The organism is Ruegeria jejuensis, assembly GCF_041537905.1.
Classification (GTDB): Bacteria; Pseudomonadota; Alphaproteobacteria; order Rhodobacterales; family Rhodobacteraceae; genus Ruegeria_C.
In genome coordinates this window covers 108,559-123,894 of the sequence record NZ_JBGRUO010000013.1, presented here as the reverse complement: position 1 = coordinate 123,894, position 15,336 = coordinate 108,559, and the positions used below count along the sequence as shown (strand labels likewise).

Sequence of the window (15,336 nt, the reverse complement as noted above, 5' to 3'; positions counted from 1 at the left end):
GGATAGGGCGCAACGTTTCCAGAAGCCTTGATTGCGTTGCGAGCTAGCGACATCATCGCCCCATCATCTCACCCAAAGGAGCCTCTCCATGACCACCGCCCCCATCACCCGGCAGCAGGCGCTCGATCTTGTGGCGGGGGTCGAACGCGCCTTTGGTACCCATGACATCGACGCGATCATGGCGGGCTTTACCGAGGACATCACCGTCCGCTTCGCCGATCAGCCCGAGATCCACGGGCAGGAGGCGGTGCGCCACTTCCTCGAAGCGCGGTTCGAGCGGCAGAAGGGCTATACCCTGACCAAGACCATGCGCATGCATGAGGGCAACATGATCGGCAATTACTGGGAGGGCGACTGGGAAGATGCCTTTACCGGCCAGCAGATGAGCGGGCGCGGCACCGAGTTCTGGACCGTGCGCGACGGCAAGGTCGCCATCTGGGAGGCCGCCTTCAGCGTCTGGGACCGCAATGCGCCCACCAAACCGCCTTGTGCGCCATAAGTTATCTGCCGCACAATTGCGCGTTGGCCTGAACGCCGCACTTGCGGATAAACCGCAACCTACATCTGCGTGAGGACTGTTGCGCGGGGGCGGGGCGTGCATAGACTCGGATCATGACCAATTTCATCGCCGAAAACCAACTGGCCTTGCTTTTGCTCTTCTTTCTGGGGGGCTGTATCGGCACCGGGTTCCTGTTTCGCAAACCCGCCGGTCACCGGGCGTGGAAACTGGCCGATCTGGTCTGGGTTCTGCTGGGCGGCATCGGCGCGCTGACGGCGATTATCGCGGGGCTCTATGTCTCGGACAGTTCGCGCCTCGACCGGCAGATCGATGTGGCCTATGCCGCCACGCTGGCCTTTGACCGCGACGCCGCCCGTTTTCGCCTGCGGTTTTGCGACCCTGCTTACGATCCCGATACCGGGGTTCTCTGCGAAAAGGTTGAGTTCCTGTCCGCCTCCACCGCCAGCAATGCCGACCTGCCCCTGTTCATCGCCGTCACCGACGAGGTCGCGCCACTGCAGGGGTTGAACTTTCTGTTTGGCGGGCGGGACGAGGATGACATGGACGAGATGAAGGGCATGATGGCGCAGGCCGATGCCTTTGATCCCGATCAGTTTCTGGTCTTCACCACGCTGGACGATCAGACGCAGAAAGCGGTCGACAATATGCGCCGCAAGGTGCCCGCGATTGCGGGCGACTATCTGATCCTGGCGCAGGCCTATGACGATCTGGTGGAACAGGTTGGCAAGCTGAAGGATGAATGGGAGTACCTGCAGGCCAATGCGCATATCCTGATCCTGCAGGTCATCGCCCTCTGTCTGGTCAGCTTTGCAGCGCCGTTCCGGTTGGGCAAATCGCTGGTGGAGTTGCGCTGAACAGCCGCCCCGAAACGAAACGCCTTGTCAGCGCCAGTAGCTCTCGGCCAGCTTTTGTGGATCGGCCCCGGCAAAATAGCGCGTCAGCGTCCAGAGGTTGCGCGCCCCGCGCCGCAGCCAACCGGCCTTGGCGTATCGTTTGGCGCTGGTTGTTGCGCGCACGGGCAGGCCCGTCAGCCGCGGCAGGGCACGCACCAGCGCCACATCCTCCATCAGCGGCTGATCGGGATAGCCGCCGACGCGTTCATAGACCGCCCGACGCACCAGCAGCCCCTGATCGCCATAGGGCAGCCCGAAAAGCCGCGAGCGGAGGTTGGCCCAACCCGCGACCCAGGCCGGGGCAAATCCACCGGCACGGAAGGCAAGCCGGAAATAGGCCCCCTGCCCTGACCCCTCGATATGTTCGCCCACGACCTGCGACCAGCCCCGCTCAAGCACCGTATCGGCATGCAGGACCAGCAACCAATCGGCCCGCGCCTCGGCGCAGCCGCGCCGCAACTGCCCCCCGCGCGAGGCGGGCCCGCTCACCAGATGCGCCCCGGCCTCATCCGCGATGGCGCAGGTGACATCCTGCGAACCGCCATCGGTCACGATCAACTCGCGGATCAACCCGGCGGTCAACCCTTCGATCAGGGCCTCCAGGCAGGCTGGCAGGCTGTCACCGGCGTTGAGCGTCGGGATCACGATACTGATCTTGGCCGCCATGTGCTTCTCCTCTGGTGCCCGGGCGGGGTTGTCCTATATCACGGGGGCCAGAGCCTAGACGAGGAACCCCAGATGTCCAACCGCCGCATCCTGATGATTACCGGTTCTGACGCTACGGATTTTCTTCAGGGCCTTGTTACCAACGATATCAAAGGGCTTGATCAAGGCCTGGTTTATGCCGCTCTGCTGACGCCGCAGGGCAAGTATATCGCCGATTTCTTCCTTGCCCGGCAGGGTGACGGCATCCTGCTGGATGTGGCGGAAACCCTCGGTGACATGCTGTTCAAACGCCTGAGCATGTACAAGCTGCGCGCCGATGTGCAGATCACCGGGAGCGCGCTGAACCTGCAGCGCGGCACCGGGCCTGCGCCCGAGGGTGCCCTGCCCGATCCGCGTCATGCGGACCTTGGCTGGCGGCGCTATTCTGAGGCCGATGAAAGCGATGATGGCAGCGATTGGGATGCGATCCGCGTGGCCCATTGCATCCCCGAAACCGGGATCGAACTGACGCCTGATAGCTATATCCTGGAATCCGGGTTCGAGGCGCTCAATGGCGTGGACTTCAAGAAGGGCTGCTATGTGGGTCAGGAAGTGACCGCCCGGATGAAGCACAAGACGGCGCTGCGCAAGGGGCTTTGCCTGGTCGATGTCGAGGGCGACGCGGAACCCGGAACCGCGATCACCGCCGATGGCAAACCCGCCGGAACGCTCTTTACCCGGTCCGGCAACCGCGCCATCGCCTATCTGCGCTTTGACCGCGCTAAAAACGAACTGAGCGCGGGTTCGGCTCGGGTCAGGATGGACCAGGACTGACTCTACAACCCGGGCCACATTCAAGGTTTGAGTTCCGATTGGTTTCTTCGCACACTGCGTCGAAGAAGGTTTGAGGGACGAAGATGTTTCAGCTTTATGCCGCGATCTGGCGGGTCAGTTCCGGGCGGCAGATCATTCTGATCCTGATGTCGCTGGCCATCGCCGCATTGGCGGCTGTCCCGTTGGATTTCCAGAAGAACATCATCAACCTGCTGACCGCGAACACGCTGGAGAAGGAAAAGCTGTTTCTGCTGGGCGCAGGGATGATGGCGGCTATCCTGCTGAGCCTGCTGTTGAAATGGGTCATGGGGTATCGCGCCAGCACTCTGGGCGAAGACACCATCCGCCTGATCCGGGTTCGATTGCTGGACCGGACCGACATTCCGGGCCGCACCAGGGGGCGCCAGGGCACGCTGACCACCGCAATCTCGGCTGAGGCCGAGGAATTGGGAAAATTTGCCGGCAGCGCCTTTTCCGAGCCGGTGGTGCAGATCGGGACATTGATCAGCGTGATCGGCTATATCGCCTCGACCCAGCCGATGCTGGGGCTGATCGCGCTGATGATGATTGCGCCTCAAATTCTGATCGTGATCTATTCACAAAGCCATGTGAACCGCTTCATCGCTGAGCGGGTGCATGTGCTGCGCGCCTCAACTGACCGCTTGAGCGCCGAACAGACCGCCGAGGTCAAGGCCGCCATTCTGGCCGAATTCGACCGCATCTATGACACGCGTCGGCGAATCTTCATCTGGAAACTGTCCAGCAAGTTCCTGCTGAGCGTCATAAACGGCGTTGGCACGGTTGCGGTGCTGATGCTGGGCGGCTGGCTGGTTCTGAACGGGCGCACTGATGTGGGCACGGTGGTGGCCGCCACAGTCGGCCTCACCCGCATTCAGGCCCCCACCGCGTTCCTGATCGCCTTTTACCGGCAGGTCAGCGCCAACCGGATCAAGTTCGACCTATTGCGTGAGATTCTGCCCCCGCCGCCAGCAAGTGGGAAACCGGCCCGACCGTGACAGCGGCGAGTCGGCCAAGGCGCGACCTGCTCTGAAATGTTTGTGCAAAAACCCAATAAATACGCGCCAACTGCCGAGCGGTCGGCGCGTGTTTGGGCGGTTCCGTCGTGACGCTGCGTTACGCGCGTTCGGAATATTCCATGGTCTCGGTGTTCACGACGATCATTTCGTCCTGCCCGACAAAGGGGGGAACCATGATCTTGACACCATTGTCGAGGATCGCGGGCTTGAAGGAGTTTGCCGCTGTCTGGCCCTTGACCACCGGTTCGGTCTCGACGATCTGGCAGGTCACTTTTTGCGGCACCGTGGCGTTCAGTGCCTCGGCTTCGTAGAACTCGACCACGATGGTCATGCCATCCTGCAGGAAGGGGCGGCGGTCGCCCAGCAACTCGGCCGGAACCTCGACCTGCTCATAGGTCTCAGTATCCATGAAGACCAGCATCCCATCGTTTTCATAGAGAAATTGCTGATCTTTCTGCTCCAGACGCACGCGCTCGACCTTGTCCGCAGACCGGAAGCGCTCGTTCAGTTTCGAGCCGTTGCGCAGGTTGCGCAGCTCGACCTGAGCAAAGGCGCCGCCCTTGCCGGGTTTCACATGGTCGACCTTGACCGCAGCCCAGAGCCCGTCATTATGCTCCAGCACGTTGCCCGGCCGGATTTCGTTTCCGTTGATCTTGGGCATGACTTAAATCCTTCACATACGGTTGATGCCTTGCTTCGCGCTCCTATATCTGGCGCAAAGGACACAGGCAAGACAACGATACCTTGTGCTGCACATGCAGCGAGCCATGCGCCAGACGCAACGCTCTTATGCATCTTTGGGGTACCCGAATCGAGTCTGATCAGTCATAAGCAACGCTACGCCGAAAAATGCAAGAGCAAGAACAACAAGGAAGACGAGATGCAAGATTTCGTTGACGGCACCGCCTTTAACAACGAGCAAGGCAATCGTGCACGCAAACTTTTCGCGGCTGTCGTATTGGCCGCATTGGACGACGCCATCGCCGACGACAAGAAATATGGCAACGGCCCCGAGCAGATCGCCCGCTGGGCACGTTCGCGCGATGGGCGCGAAGTACTGAGCTGCGCCGGGATCGATCCCAACGAACGGGTTGTGGGTGGCCTGATGGAATTCGTCGGTCGCGGGGTGCGTACATCCGTCGCGCTGTCGCGCGAGGAGAGCGAGCGCCGCAATGCAGCGCAACAGGCCGAAGCTGCCTGAGACACAATCTCCTCAAGGTTGAAAAAGCGCGCCCTACGGGGCGCGTTTTTCGTCAGAAGAACAGAATCCACTGCCGCGCCGTCCAGAGCTCGGCCGCCAGCATCAGACCAAAGGCAACCACGCCAACCGGTCCCAGACCGCTGCGCCACAGGCTCCAGAACGCCAGACAGCAGGCAATGGCCACCACAGGCGCCACCCAGAGCGCGTGATGGGTACTGTCCCAATAGCTGACCGGGCTGTCGAAGACCCAGTTCGTAAGCGGCCAGAATTGCGGTCGCCCATCCCCGGCATGCAGCACAAAGTCCGTCGCCAGATGCAAAAGCGCGGCACCGGCAAAAGCGATCAGGACCGGACTGCGCCGGATCAGCGCAACCGTCATCAACAACCCCCAGAGGACGAAACTGTTGTCGACGGCAAAGACACTCTGCCAGGCGGGCGAGAAGTAAAGCTCATCAAACACCACCTGCGGCGGGATGCCCTGCACATGCAGTGCCCAGAGCGCCATCACATAAAGCGATGCGTCCGGCGCCAATGCCCCCAGAAGCGCCGCAGCCATCACCCGACGCCCCTGCCCCCGCCCAAAGACGGCGGCACCGATCAAAAGATGCGCGGGCGTGTTCATGGGGCTTTTCCTCGGGGCACAAATCAGGTCATCTGCGGGCCACGTTAGGAGGCAGGCCATGGTCAAGTCCATCATGATTCAGGGCACCGGCAGCAATGTCGGGAAATCCATGCTGGTGGCCGGGCTGGCACGGGCCTATGCCCGGCGTGGACTGCGGGTTGCACCGTTCAAGCCGCAGAACATGTCCAACAATGCCGCCGTGACTGCGGAGGGCGGCGAGATCGGGCGCGCGCAGGCGCTGCAGGCGCGGGCAGCGTTCAGCGCGCCGCATACGGATATGAACCCGATCCTGCTGAAACCCGAAACCGATACCGGCGCGCAGGTGATCGTTCAGGGCCAGCGGCGTGGCACCCTGAAAGCCGCCGATTACCGCAAGGACAAATCCAGCCTGCTGACGGCTGCATTGGAGAGCTTTGACCGGCTCTGCAGCGACGCCGATCTGGTGCTGATCGAGGGCGCGGGCAGCCCGGCAGAGACCAACCTGCGGGCGGGCGACATTGCCAATATGGGCTTTGCCTGCGCGGCAGGGGTTCCCGTGGTGCTGGTGGGCGACATCCATCGTGGCGGCGTGATCGCGCAGATCGTCGGCACGCAAGCGGTGCTGGATCAGACCGATTTGGACCGGATCCGGGGCTTTGCGGTGAACCGCTTCAAGGGGGATATCCGCCTGTTCGATGACGGGCGCGACGACATTGCGGCGCGCACCGGCTGGCCCTGTCTGGGCGTGGTGCCGTGGTTCGAGGACGCCTGGAAGCTGCCCGCCGAGGACATGATGGACATCCGCTCGCATGCGGGCGGGGCGTTCAAGGTTGTGGTGCCACAGCTGGAACGCATGGCGAATTTCGACGATCTCGACCCGCTGGCCGCCGAACCCGGCATCACGGTCGAGATCGTGCCGGGCGGGCGCCCCCTGCCCGGCGATGCCGATCTGGTGCTGCTGCCGGGCAGCAAATCCACGATCGGCGATCTGGCCTATTTCCGCGCCCAGGGCTGGGATATCGACCTGCTGGCACATGTGCGGCGCGGCGGGCATGTTCTGGGCCTGTGCGGCGGCTATCAGATGCTGGGGCACAGTATCGACGATCCCTATGGCGTCGATGGCCGTCCGGGCAAGGTCGCCGGTCTCGGCCTGCTGGATGTCGAGACGGTGATGGCGGGGCGCAAACAGGTCAAGCTGACCGAAGCGGTTGCGCTGGAGACTGGCACAACCGTGAGCGGCTATGAAATTCACATGGGCCGGACCACCGGGCCGGACTGCGCGCGTGCATGGCTGTCCATCGGTGACCGGCCCGAAGGCGCGGCCTCAGCCAATGGGCGCATTCGCGGCAGCTATCTGCACGGTATCTTCTCGTCGGATGCGTTTCGCACGGGATATCTGGCGTCGCAGGGACAAAGCTCGGACACCGCCTATGAGGACGGTGTCGAAGCAACGCTCGACGCGCTGGCCGATCATCTGGAGCGCTACATGGACCTCGACCTGCTGCTCGCGCTGGCGGAAAGCCCGGCGCGGCAGTAGAGGTTTAGCCCAGATCGCGGGCGGTCAGTGCGCGCTGAATTTCGCGGCGGACAAGCTTGCGCACATTGCGCGTGATCCGCTCGCCCAGAACGCCCTGCAATTCCTCTCGCAGAATTTCCGCGACAAGCACGCGCAGGCTTTCCTCGTCCAGTACCGCCCCATCCGCAGTCACCGGATCCTGCAGAGATGCAGCCGTACCCTGTGACGCGTCTTCGGTGTGCGTCTCTGGCGTTGCCGTTACCTCCGGCGCAGGTTCCACCACCGAAGCCGCAGCGATTTCCACCTGTGACACCGCATCCGGCGCCGCTGCCGCGTCTTTTTCAGGCGCACGGTCCCGCCATGAAATGGATGGATCGACCTTGGTGCCGGAATACTCCTCATCCGTGGTGCCGTCAGGCTCCCACTGATCCTCGGTACGCGCAATCGCCGCTTCAAGCGCTTCGATCTTTTTGCTCAACGGCTCTTCAAGTGGCGCGATTGACGGATTGGCTGTTTCAGCATTGTGGCGAAACGAAAACTCATCCGCCGATTGTTCACGATCTCGACTTTCGTCCGGAACGATCTTTGGGCGAATCCATGCCACCTTGTCGTTAGGAACCGCATCTTCAGGCCGCAGCAGCATCGGACGGGGCTTTGAAGGCGGGGTTTCACCCTCTGCCTGTCGGGTCGATTTTGCCGCCTGATAGAGCGTCGCTTTCGGGTTGGTCCACGGAACCGCCGCCCCACGCTCGGGTGGCGCGCGGCGTTCCGCCTCGGGAACCGGCTCTGTCACGCGCAAAGCGGGTGTCAGGACGAGTTTATTGGCCTTTTTCGGCCTTCTTGGCGCGACCGGTCGCGGCTCGGGCACGCCTTCATTGCTGACAAGTTTTCTGATCGAGGACAGCACATCCTCGATTCCCAAATCGGCTGCTTGATTGGACATTTTTTTCTACCACTCTGAACCTCACCCCAAGTGTAGCGAAGCCCGGCTGTTCTGCCAACACAGGAGTGGAACGTTATTGCTTGCCCAGCGCTTTCAGGACACGGTCCAGATCCTTGCTCTGCTTGCTGACTTTGGCAGGCGCATTTTTTACCAGATTGTAATAGAGCGTCGGATCATAGATCTGAACCGCCAGCCCCAGCCGTTCAGCCGTAAGCAAACCTTGCGACAACAGCACCTGATAGGCAGCCAGAGAACGTTCGGAGCGCGCAAATATCTGCTGGGTCTGCGCATCCAGCAGGTCCTGCTCGGCCGTCAACACATCCAAGGTTGTCCGAGCGCCCAGCGTCGCTTCCTCACGGATCCCATCAAACGCGATCTGCGCCGCCCGCACCCGTTCGTTCGAAGCGGTCAAGCTGGCCTCGGCTGTCTGGAACCGGACATAGGCGTCCTTGACCCCCTGAATAACGTCCTTTTGGGAGGTCAACAGCGCAAAACGGGTGGAATCGCGCGTGGCAATTGCGCGCCGAATCTGCGCCGCAAGCGCGCCCCCGGCATAAACCGGCTGCCGAAACGTCACCCCGGCGGAAGAGTCATTGCGGAAATCGGAACTACTGAAGTCCTCAGTATATCCCAGATCCGCATCCAGGGTCAGGTTAGGCCCGAGTTCCTTGCGTTGCTGCTGTACAATCAGTTCCGCAGCGCGCACCTGGTGCTGTGCCGCCAGAATGTCCGGGTGCGTTCTGACCGCAACCGCTATAGCCGCGTCAATCGAAGCTGGAAGCCTCGGCAAGCTCGGCTGGCCTGCAGTTTTGCCTGGCTCGTTTCCGACGGCGTTTACATATTCGGCCTTAGCTGTTGTGAGAGTACCCAAGGCATCAGCCAGGTTCGCGCGGGCTGCCGCAACACTGGCCTCGGACAGAGCCACATCCGTTCGCGTGACTTCACCCACTTCAAAGCGGTCCTGTGATGCTCGCAATTCCTCACCCAGAACCCGGACGTTGTTGCGGCGAAGCGCAACGTTATCTTCCTGCAGGATCAGGTTCATATAGGCGCTAACCGCCCGGAACAGGATGCTTTGCTCGACGTCAATCAATGTCTGACGTGCTGACAACACGGATTCCTGGGCGGCTTGCTTGGCCAGCCGGGTTGCACCTCCATCAAAGAGCAACTGCTGGAAGGACAGACCGACAAACCCGCTGGTCTCACCATTGTTCGAACTGAAATTGTTGTTCTGCTGATCCACCAATTGCCGCTGAATCTGCATGGTCCAGCTGATGATTGGGCGCAACTGCGCCACCGCTATCGCAACATCTTCGTCCGCCGCCCGCAGCAGTGCGCGGTTCTGTTCCAAAAGCCCACTGGTATTGTAAGCCCCAACCAGCGCATCTGCGAGATTATCCGCGACCGCCGATCGTGGCACCACCGATGCCGCCAAAAGCGCAACCGACAGCGCCGTTCCTTTTAGTACTGCTCTCAACATTGTTTTCCGCGCCTCTTTTTATGTCCGGCCTGTTTTTCCCGACCCAACGGGTCAAAGCGAAAATTCCGGTTGTTTTGCGAATCCCGGCAGGACTTGCCCGCCAGCATTGAATGCGTATCGCCACGACAGCTTGCCGCCGGACTTATGCCCGATCCGCACGGTACCCACGCCATCCTCAACAAAGGTGCAGGCAATGCGCCCGCCCTCCTTTAGCTGCGCCAGCAGAGCTTCGGGCACCTGTTCGACGCCCCCCTGAACAAGTATCGCATCATAGGGGCCGTGCTCTGCTGCTCCTTCGGCCAGCGGCCCGTGATGCACAACCGCATTGTCGGCGCCGGCCTCGGACAAAAGCGACTGCGCCTCGCCTGCCATGGCGACATCCTCCTCGACAGCGACAACGAATTGGGCCAAGTGCGCGGTGACGGCGGTGGAGTACCCCAGTGCCGCAGCCACATCCAGAACCGCTTCGTCGTCCTGAATGTTGAGCGCATCAAGCATTTTCCCAAATGTCCGGGGCTCGGGCAGCACCCGCCCATCGCCCAGATCAATCATCTCCTCTGCATAGGCGGCCTCGCGCTTCGCATCGGGCACGAAGGCTTCGCGGGGGACCTCCAGCATCGCCTCGATAATCGGGAACTTGGTCACGTCCGACGGGCGGATCTGCGTATCCACCATGGTACGGCGCCGTGCGGCAAAGTCAGGCATAATCGTGATCTTCCAACACTGTGTTATTGTGGCTTGTGCCATACTGGCACCCGGGCGGCAATGTCCCATCCACAAGTAACATTTCCTCGGTTGCCCTGTTGCAACGTGCAGATTGGCCAGATTGACCGCGCAATTAGATGATTTTTGGCCGAGACTGTCTGGACGCCATTGAACAAAGCTGCTAGAAAACCCCTCATACCACAGCAAGTGATTGATTTCACTAAGAAAGGCGAGTTGGCGGAGTGGTGACGCAGCGGATTGCAAATCCGTGTACACCGGTTCGATTCCGGTACTCGCCTCCACAACATCTTGTAAAATTCACCAAAATTGCGCCCTGTGACACAAGATGTAGTCGCGTGATTTTCGTGCACAATTCGTACACAGTCCGCGCGCAGATTCGGCTGCATTTTGAGACCTTTTGCCGTATACTGAGAAAAAACAGGCAACTAGGCGAAGCAGCACGCGATGAGCTACGGCGTTACTACTGTAAATGTGCACAAAAAACTGAAGCTGGATAAGCGCCAGGGCAGCGAAAATTGGTACGTGCGGCTGACCTTGGACAACGGCAAACGTGTTGTGAAAAGCACAAAGACAGACGACTTAGAAGAAGCCAAAGAACGCGCAATTGATTTGTACCACGAGACCAAAGCGCGCATCAAAAATCACCTGCCTGCCCAAACCCGCAAATTTAAGCATGTGGCTGAGCATGCGATTGCGCGAATGCAGCGCGAGCTTGATGAGGGTGGCGGCAAGCAAGCTTACAAAGACTACATCTCAGCGCTGCGCATTTGGCTCATCCCGTATTTTGGCAACACGGATGTAGCTAAGATTGATTTGGCTGCGCTGACGGCATTTGACGCGTGGCGCACTGAAACGAACAAAAAACCATTCTCGCAGAGCGGCATCAACAATCACAATGCAGCACTGAACAGAGTATTGGACGAAGCAGAGCTACACGGCTGGATAGTAAAATCCATGCGCCCCACCCTGCTTAACAAAGGTGTCAAAAGCGAAAGCAGAGGCAGCTTCACGGACGCCGAGTATAAGAAGATTTATACAGCGCTACGGACGTGGCACAAAAAGACGAAAGACAAGAAAGCACAAGTAACACGCGAAGTACTGCGCAACTATGTGCTGTTTCTCGCAAACACTGGCGTGAGGCATGGCACGGAGGCGTTGCGCCTGCGTTGGCGCAACATTGAATGGCAAGAGAATGACGGCGAGCGCTATTTGGTGGTGAACGTAGACGGAAAAACGCGAAAGAGAAGCGCAGTGGCGCGAGACACAGTGGAAGGCTACTTGGACAGACAAAGTAAGCTGAACCCTGCTCTCAGCTACGACAGCTTCGCTCAGCTTATCGCAGCAAAAAGCAACGAGCATGTATTCACCACGCGCTTAGGCGCTGTTGCAAACATCGCGAGCTTAAACCGCGCATTTAATGCGCTGCTGGATGACTTAGGATTGAAAGTTGGCGCTGATGGCAAATCCCGCACTCTGTACAGCTTGCGGCACTACTACGCGACGCGGGACTTGAAGCGCGGCATCAGCACACACGCTTTGAGCAAGCAAATGGGTAACAGCACGGCGATGTTGGACAAGCACTACAGCAAGTACAGCCCGTTGCTAAACGCTGAAATGCACAGCGGACGCGACATGCGAAAAAGCCAAAAGAAGGAAGTGACGGCAAACGGCGGCGGTGTGGTGGAAACGGCGTTCAACATGCTTGCAACAGGTAAACTAGATGAAGCAGGGCTGTTGGCGGCTTTGGGCATTGAACGACAGAACTACGTGGTGACAGAAGAGATTGCGATGAAAGCGCTGGCGGCAAAGAATGAAGACTTGATAGAGGGTGATACACTACTGCGGATACTGAATGGGTAGTTGACGCAACCGCTGCTGCGCCAACCAAAACGTCTTACTTTGTTTTCCTGCGCTGCGTCGCCTTCGCAATCGCCTCGTCCAGTTCACCAGCGTCTGTCGCCGCCTTCAACGCCTTCAGCGCGCCAGCAATTTCCTTTAGCGCTTTCACAAAGACCGCGTTTCCATTGCCAATCATCAGCGCCTTGTTTCCGTATTTGCACTGCACGTACCAGCCACCGTCTTGTTCAAAAAACCACGGACGCACTTTGCGCAGCTTGTCCACCAGCACTTTTTCACCCTGCTCATTCTTGACCCATGTCTTGCGCGTCACCTCATGGGTTTCGCCGTTTACCGCAGCATCAGCCGCATTCAACTGTTCTTCAATTGCAGCGACAAGTTTGCGGCGGCGTAGTTGAACTGGATCTTGCCTGCTGGCACGAGTAGCAGTTTTAACTTCAAGTTTTGTCAGATAAGGCATTTGGCATCTCCAGCTTTTTCACGCCATATGGTGCTGCCAAGATGGCATTTAGTCGATCAAATACAGACACTTAAGCTCGAAAACACGAAGTCGAAAGCTTTCACTCTGCGGATGTTCCAACTTTCGCTCGCACACTGCGTTGAACCCCCGTATTGAGTCATATAGGACAAGACATGCACCCTAGTTGTAGTATAGTGAGAACATGCCGCTACGAGTTATTGATCTTTTCTGTGGACCCGGTGGTTTTTCCGCTGGCTTTGAAGCAGCAGGTTTCGAGGTCGTTGCGGCGCTGGACTACGACAAAGATGCTGTAACGACATACAGTGCAAATCACAAAGTAACTGCGCGTCAACAGGACCTTAAAGAATTCAACTACAACACGCTACCTGACGCAGACATTGTAATTGGCGGTCCACCATGCACTCAATTTAGCACCGCAAAGTCTAACAAGACACGCAATGTTCTGGACGGCATATTACTGGTTCAGTCTTTTTTGCGATGCGTCTACGCCAAGAAACCTAAGTATTGGATCATGGAAAATGTGCCAGCGATCCAAAAGTATCTACCGTCTCAAATACCGTTGCGATCGATTGGAATCGATGAAGATGGCGACTTTCCGATACCAACAAGGACCGAACTAATTGCTGCCGACTACGGGGTGCCACAAAAGCGCCGTCGATACCTCATAGGCAACTTTCCGATCCCGCCTGCTACTCACTACGACCCTAACGACAAAAGCCTCTTTTTACCGAATGATGCAATGGAATGGCGGACGATGGGGCAAGTGCTAGAATACCTGCCGGACCCTCTGAACAAACCAAAGGCGGGTGTCGTCATCTGCATCCCCGAGAGCGCGAGCGAATGTCGTGCGAACGTTCGGAGGCGTCAGGCCTGTTTCTAATCGCATGTTCAGGACACCTTCTCATCAAAATAGGCGCATACATGTGCGATTTCCCGTTTCTTGAGATGGACTTAGTTAGCTGGCATTACAGCCGCCAGAACGCTGGATTAAGGGTTGTTAGGCTTGAGGGGATCTTGGCGTCGAGCCGTTTGAATCCACCCTGTTCCTCCGATAGTGCGCCAAGGCCCGCTTGATTTCAGCCCAGCGTGCGCGGTTCGCCTCTATCTGCCGCGCCCGACCTTCGGGTGTCTTTGACCCTGTAGACAAACCGACATGTAGGCAGCAGCCGGCTTTTCCAGTCACCGGCTCATTCATGCACATACCGCCCTTGACCTTGGCTCCGCAAATCTCTGTCTTGGTGTTCATGCCTGATCCCCTCTGGACCTGAGTCCGGTCGATACCTAGGCAGTATGCTATGGGCGGTCTGTTCGGTTTGGCTGGCAACGCGATTATTGCGTCCGACATCCGGGTCAAGGAGAACGTTAGCCTTCTAAGTATTCGGCCAGACGGGCTGGGCGTGTACGCCTTTGACTACAAGGGCGGTCCTTCCGGGCAGGTTGGCTTGATGGCTCAAGAGGTTGAGCAAGTCTATCCTGTGGCCGCGCTCACAATCGGCGACGTGAAACACATCAACTGTTTGACCTCTGAGAATGGTCTCGGCCCGGCCGAAGTAGACATCGGCGGGCGTCAGGTTGGTGCCGATGCCGATATGCGTGCGGCACCAACGCGCCGGTAATCAGTTTGTCGCGGAGGTACCCTTTGGCCTGACCTCATATCCCGACTCCTCGGGCTCATCATCGGACATCTCGGCGGGAAAGCCTGCGGCGCGGATGTCGAGGCCGGTGGCCTCTTCCAGCCGGCGGATGATGTTGGGCGACAGTTCGCGCGACCCGAACCGCTTGATACCATCATTGATGATATCGATCAGCAGCGGGTTGACCTCCAGCGGCACGCCGGCACGGTCGGCCACGTCCTGAAACAGCCCGATATCCTTTTTCACCAGATCCATGGTGAACGAGATGTCGCGCGACCCGTTCAGGATCACCTGACTTTCGGTTTCATGCACGAAGGATGTACCTGACGAGATCGCAATCGCCTCATAGGTCGTGTTCAGGTCCATACCCGCTGCCTTTGCGGTCACCAGCGCCTCGCAGCAGGTCACCAGATTGGCCGTGGCAAGGTAGTTCGTGATCACCTTCAGGACTGAGGCAGAGCCCAACTCGCCAGTATGCAGGATGCGGCGCCCCATCGTCTTGAGAAATGGCGCGATACGCTCGAATGTGGCGCGGTCACAACCCGCAAAGATCGAGATATTGCCGGTGGCCGCGCGGTGACAGCCGCCCGAGACCGGGCAATCCACCGCCGCCCCGCCCCGCTCGCTCACCATCGCGCCAAGGCGTTTGACCTCGGCCTCGTCCGTGGTCGACATCTCCATCCAGATCTTGCCGGGCCGAATCTCGGGCAGCATCTCTTGCATCACCGCATCTGAGGCGGCAGGCGATGGCAGGCAGGTGATGACGGCGTCGCAGTCTCGCATCAACTCTGCCGGGCCTTGGGCGCGTTTGGCCCCGCGTGACACGAACGCACCGACCAGATCGTCGTCCAGATCGTGCACCATCAGATCGACGCCGTTGCGTAACAGCGACCCGGACAGCTTGCCCCCCACATTCCCCAAACCGATGAAACCAACCTTCATGCCGCCTACTCCTCCGCGCGTTTCAC

At 59.2% G+C, this 15,336-nt stretch carries 18 protein-coding genes and 1 tRNA gene; 10 read left to right on the top strand and 9 right to left on the bottom strand.

Annotated elements, in window-relative coordinates; translation table 11 throughout:
• Positions 1-88 precede the first annotated feature (88 nt).
• Positions 89-499, top strand: coding sequence for a nuclear transport factor 2 family protein (locus AB1E34_RS15835; protein WP_372573309.1), 411 nt, complete (start codon positions 89-91; stop codon positions 497-499).
• A gap of 113 nt (positions 500-612) precedes the next feature.
• Entirely contained in the window at positions 613-1,374 is a 762-nt protein-coding gene (locus AB1E34_RS15830; RefSeq protein WP_372573308.1) for a hypothetical protein, read from the top strand.
• Between the two features lie 27 nt (positions 1,375-1,401).
• Here AB1E34_RS15830 and AB1E34_RS15825 read toward each other — a convergent pair whose 3' ends face one another.
• A complete protein-coding gene (locus tag AB1E34_RS15825) occupies positions 1,402-2,079 on the bottom strand; it encodes a TIGR04283 family arsenosugar biosynthesis glycosyltransferase (RefSeq protein WP_372573307.1) in 678 nt (225 codons plus the stop codon).
• Between the two features lie 72 nt (positions 2,080-2,151).
• Between AB1E34_RS15825 and ygfZ the strand changes: the two genes are divergently transcribed.
• Positions 2,152-2,892, top strand: coding sequence for a CAF17-like 4Fe-4S cluster assembly/insertion protein YgfZ (ygfZ, locus tag AB1E34_RS15820; RefSeq protein ID WP_372573306.1), 741 nt, complete (start codon positions 2,152-2,154; stop codon positions 2,890-2,892).
• 83 nt (positions 2,893-2,975) lie between these two features.
• Entirely contained in the window at positions 2,976-3,908 is a 933-nt protein-coding gene (locus AB1E34_RS15815; protein ID WP_372573305.1) for an ABC transporter transmembrane domain-containing protein, read from the top strand.
• A 118-nt stretch (positions 3,909-4,026) separates the two neighbouring features.
• Here AB1E34_RS15815 and efp read toward each other — a convergent pair whose 3' ends face one another.
• Complete coding sequence (gene efp / locus AB1E34_RS15810; RefSeq protein ID WP_372573304.1) at positions 4,027-4,590, bottom strand: elongation factor P; 564 nt, start codon at positions 4,588-4,590, stop codon at positions 4,027-4,029.
• 219 nt (positions 4,591-4,809) lie between these two features.
• On the opposite strand from efp, the gene AB1E34_RS15805 reads away from it, so the two are divergent.
• The gene (locus AB1E34_RS15805; RefSeq protein ID WP_306195506.1) at positions 4,810-5,130 is read left to right on the top strand and encodes a DUF6280 family protein; all 321 of its coding nucleotides are present in this window, start codon (positions 4,810-4,812) and stop codon (positions 5,128-5,130) included.
• A 52-nt stretch (positions 5,131-5,182) separates the two neighbouring features.
• Here AB1E34_RS15805 and AB1E34_RS15800 read toward each other — a convergent pair whose 3' ends face one another.
• Positions 5,183-5,752: a cobalamin biosynthesis protein CobQ gene (locus AB1E34_RS15800; protein WP_372573303.1), complete on the bottom strand. Its 570-nt coding sequence runs from the start codon at positions 5,750-5,752 to the stop codon at positions 5,183-5,185.
• A 58-nt stretch (positions 5,753-5,810) separates the two neighbouring features.
• Here AB1E34_RS15800 and AB1E34_RS15795 point away from each other — a divergent pair, with 58 nt between their 5' ends.
• Positions 5,811-7,268, top strand: coding sequence for a cobyric acid synthase (locus AB1E34_RS15795; protein ID WP_372573302.1), 1,458 nt, complete (start codon positions 5,811-5,813; stop codon positions 7,266-7,268).
• Between the two features lie 4 nt (positions 7,269-7,272).
• Here AB1E34_RS15795 and AB1E34_RS15790 read toward each other — a convergent pair whose 3' ends face one another.
• The 3 genes from AB1E34_RS15790 to AB1E34_RS15780 all read right to left on the bottom strand — a co-directional run bounded on the left by AB1E34_RS15790 (position 7,273) and on the right by AB1E34_RS15780 (position 10,375).
• Positions 7,273-8,190 carry a hypothetical protein gene (locus AB1E34_RS15790; RefSeq protein ID WP_372573301.1) on the bottom strand — a complete coding sequence of 306 codons (918 nt, stop codon included), beginning with the start codon at positions 8,188-8,190 and terminating at the stop codon, positions 7,273-7,275.
• Positions 8,191-8,263: 73 nt separating this feature from the next.
• Positions 8,264-9,670, bottom strand: a complete 1,407-nt coding sequence (locus AB1E34_RS15785) for a TolC family outer membrane protein (RefSeq protein ID WP_372573300.1) — start codon at positions 9,668-9,670, stop codon at positions 8,264-8,266.
• Between the two features lie 51 nt (positions 9,671-9,721).
• Positions 9,722-10,375 carry a protein-L-isoaspartate O-methyltransferase family protein gene (locus AB1E34_RS15780; protein ID WP_372573299.1) on the bottom strand — a complete coding sequence of 218 codons (654 nt, stop codon included), beginning with the start codon at positions 10,373-10,375 and terminating at the stop codon, positions 9,722-9,724.
• A gap of 228 nt (positions 10,376-10,603) precedes the next feature.
• Between AB1E34_RS15780 and AB1E34_RS15775 the strand changes: the two genes are divergently transcribed.
• Together AB1E34_RS15775 and AB1E34_RS15770 are read left to right on the top strand one after the other, a co-directional pair.
• A tRNA-Cys gene (locus AB1E34_RS15775) sits at positions 10,604-10,677 on the top strand.
• Between the two features lie 163 nt (positions 10,678-10,840).
• Entirely contained in the window at positions 10,841-12,256 is a 1,416-nt protein-coding gene (locus AB1E34_RS15770) for a tyrosine-type recombinase/integrase (RefSeq protein WP_372573298.1), read from the top strand.
• Between the two features lie 34 nt (positions 12,257-12,290).
• Here the strand turns inward: AB1E34_RS15770 and AB1E34_RS15765 are convergent, their stop codons facing one another.
• Positions 12,291-12,713: a hypothetical protein gene (locus AB1E34_RS15765; RefSeq protein ID WP_372573297.1), complete on the bottom strand. Its 423-nt coding sequence runs from the start codon at positions 12,711-12,713 to the stop codon at positions 12,291-12,293.
• Positions 12,714-12,915: 202 nt separating this feature from the next.
• On the opposite strand from AB1E34_RS15765, the gene AB1E34_RS15760 reads away from it, so the two are divergent.
• A complete protein-coding gene (locus tag AB1E34_RS15760; protein ID WP_372573296.1) occupies positions 12,916-13,614 on the top strand; it encodes a DNA cytosine methyltransferase in 699 nt (232 codons plus the stop codon).
• Positions 13,615-13,731: 117 nt separating this feature from the next.
• Here AB1E34_RS15760 and AB1E34_RS15755 read toward each other — a convergent pair whose 3' ends face one another.
• The gene (locus tag AB1E34_RS15755; RefSeq protein ID WP_372573295.1) at positions 13,732-13,980 is read right to left on the bottom strand and encodes an HGGxSTG domain-containing protein; all 249 of its coding nucleotides are present in this window, start codon (positions 13,978-13,980) and stop codon (positions 13,732-13,734) included.
• A 49-nt stretch (positions 13,981-14,029) separates the two neighbouring features.
• Between AB1E34_RS15755 and AB1E34_RS15750 the strand changes: the two genes are divergently transcribed.
• On the top strand, positions 14,030-14,350 hold the full coding sequence (locus tag AB1E34_RS15750) for a tail fiber domain-containing protein (protein WP_372573294.1): 321 nt from the start codon (positions 14,030-14,032) through the stop codon (positions 14,348-14,350).
• On the opposite strand, the gene AB1E34_RS15745 is transcribed toward AB1E34_RS15750, so the two are convergent.
• Entirely contained in the window at positions 14,351-15,310 is a 960-nt protein-coding gene (locus AB1E34_RS15745) for an NAD(P)-dependent oxidoreductase (protein ID WP_372573293.1), read from the bottom strand.
• Positions 15,311-15,336 lie beyond the last annotated feature (26 nt).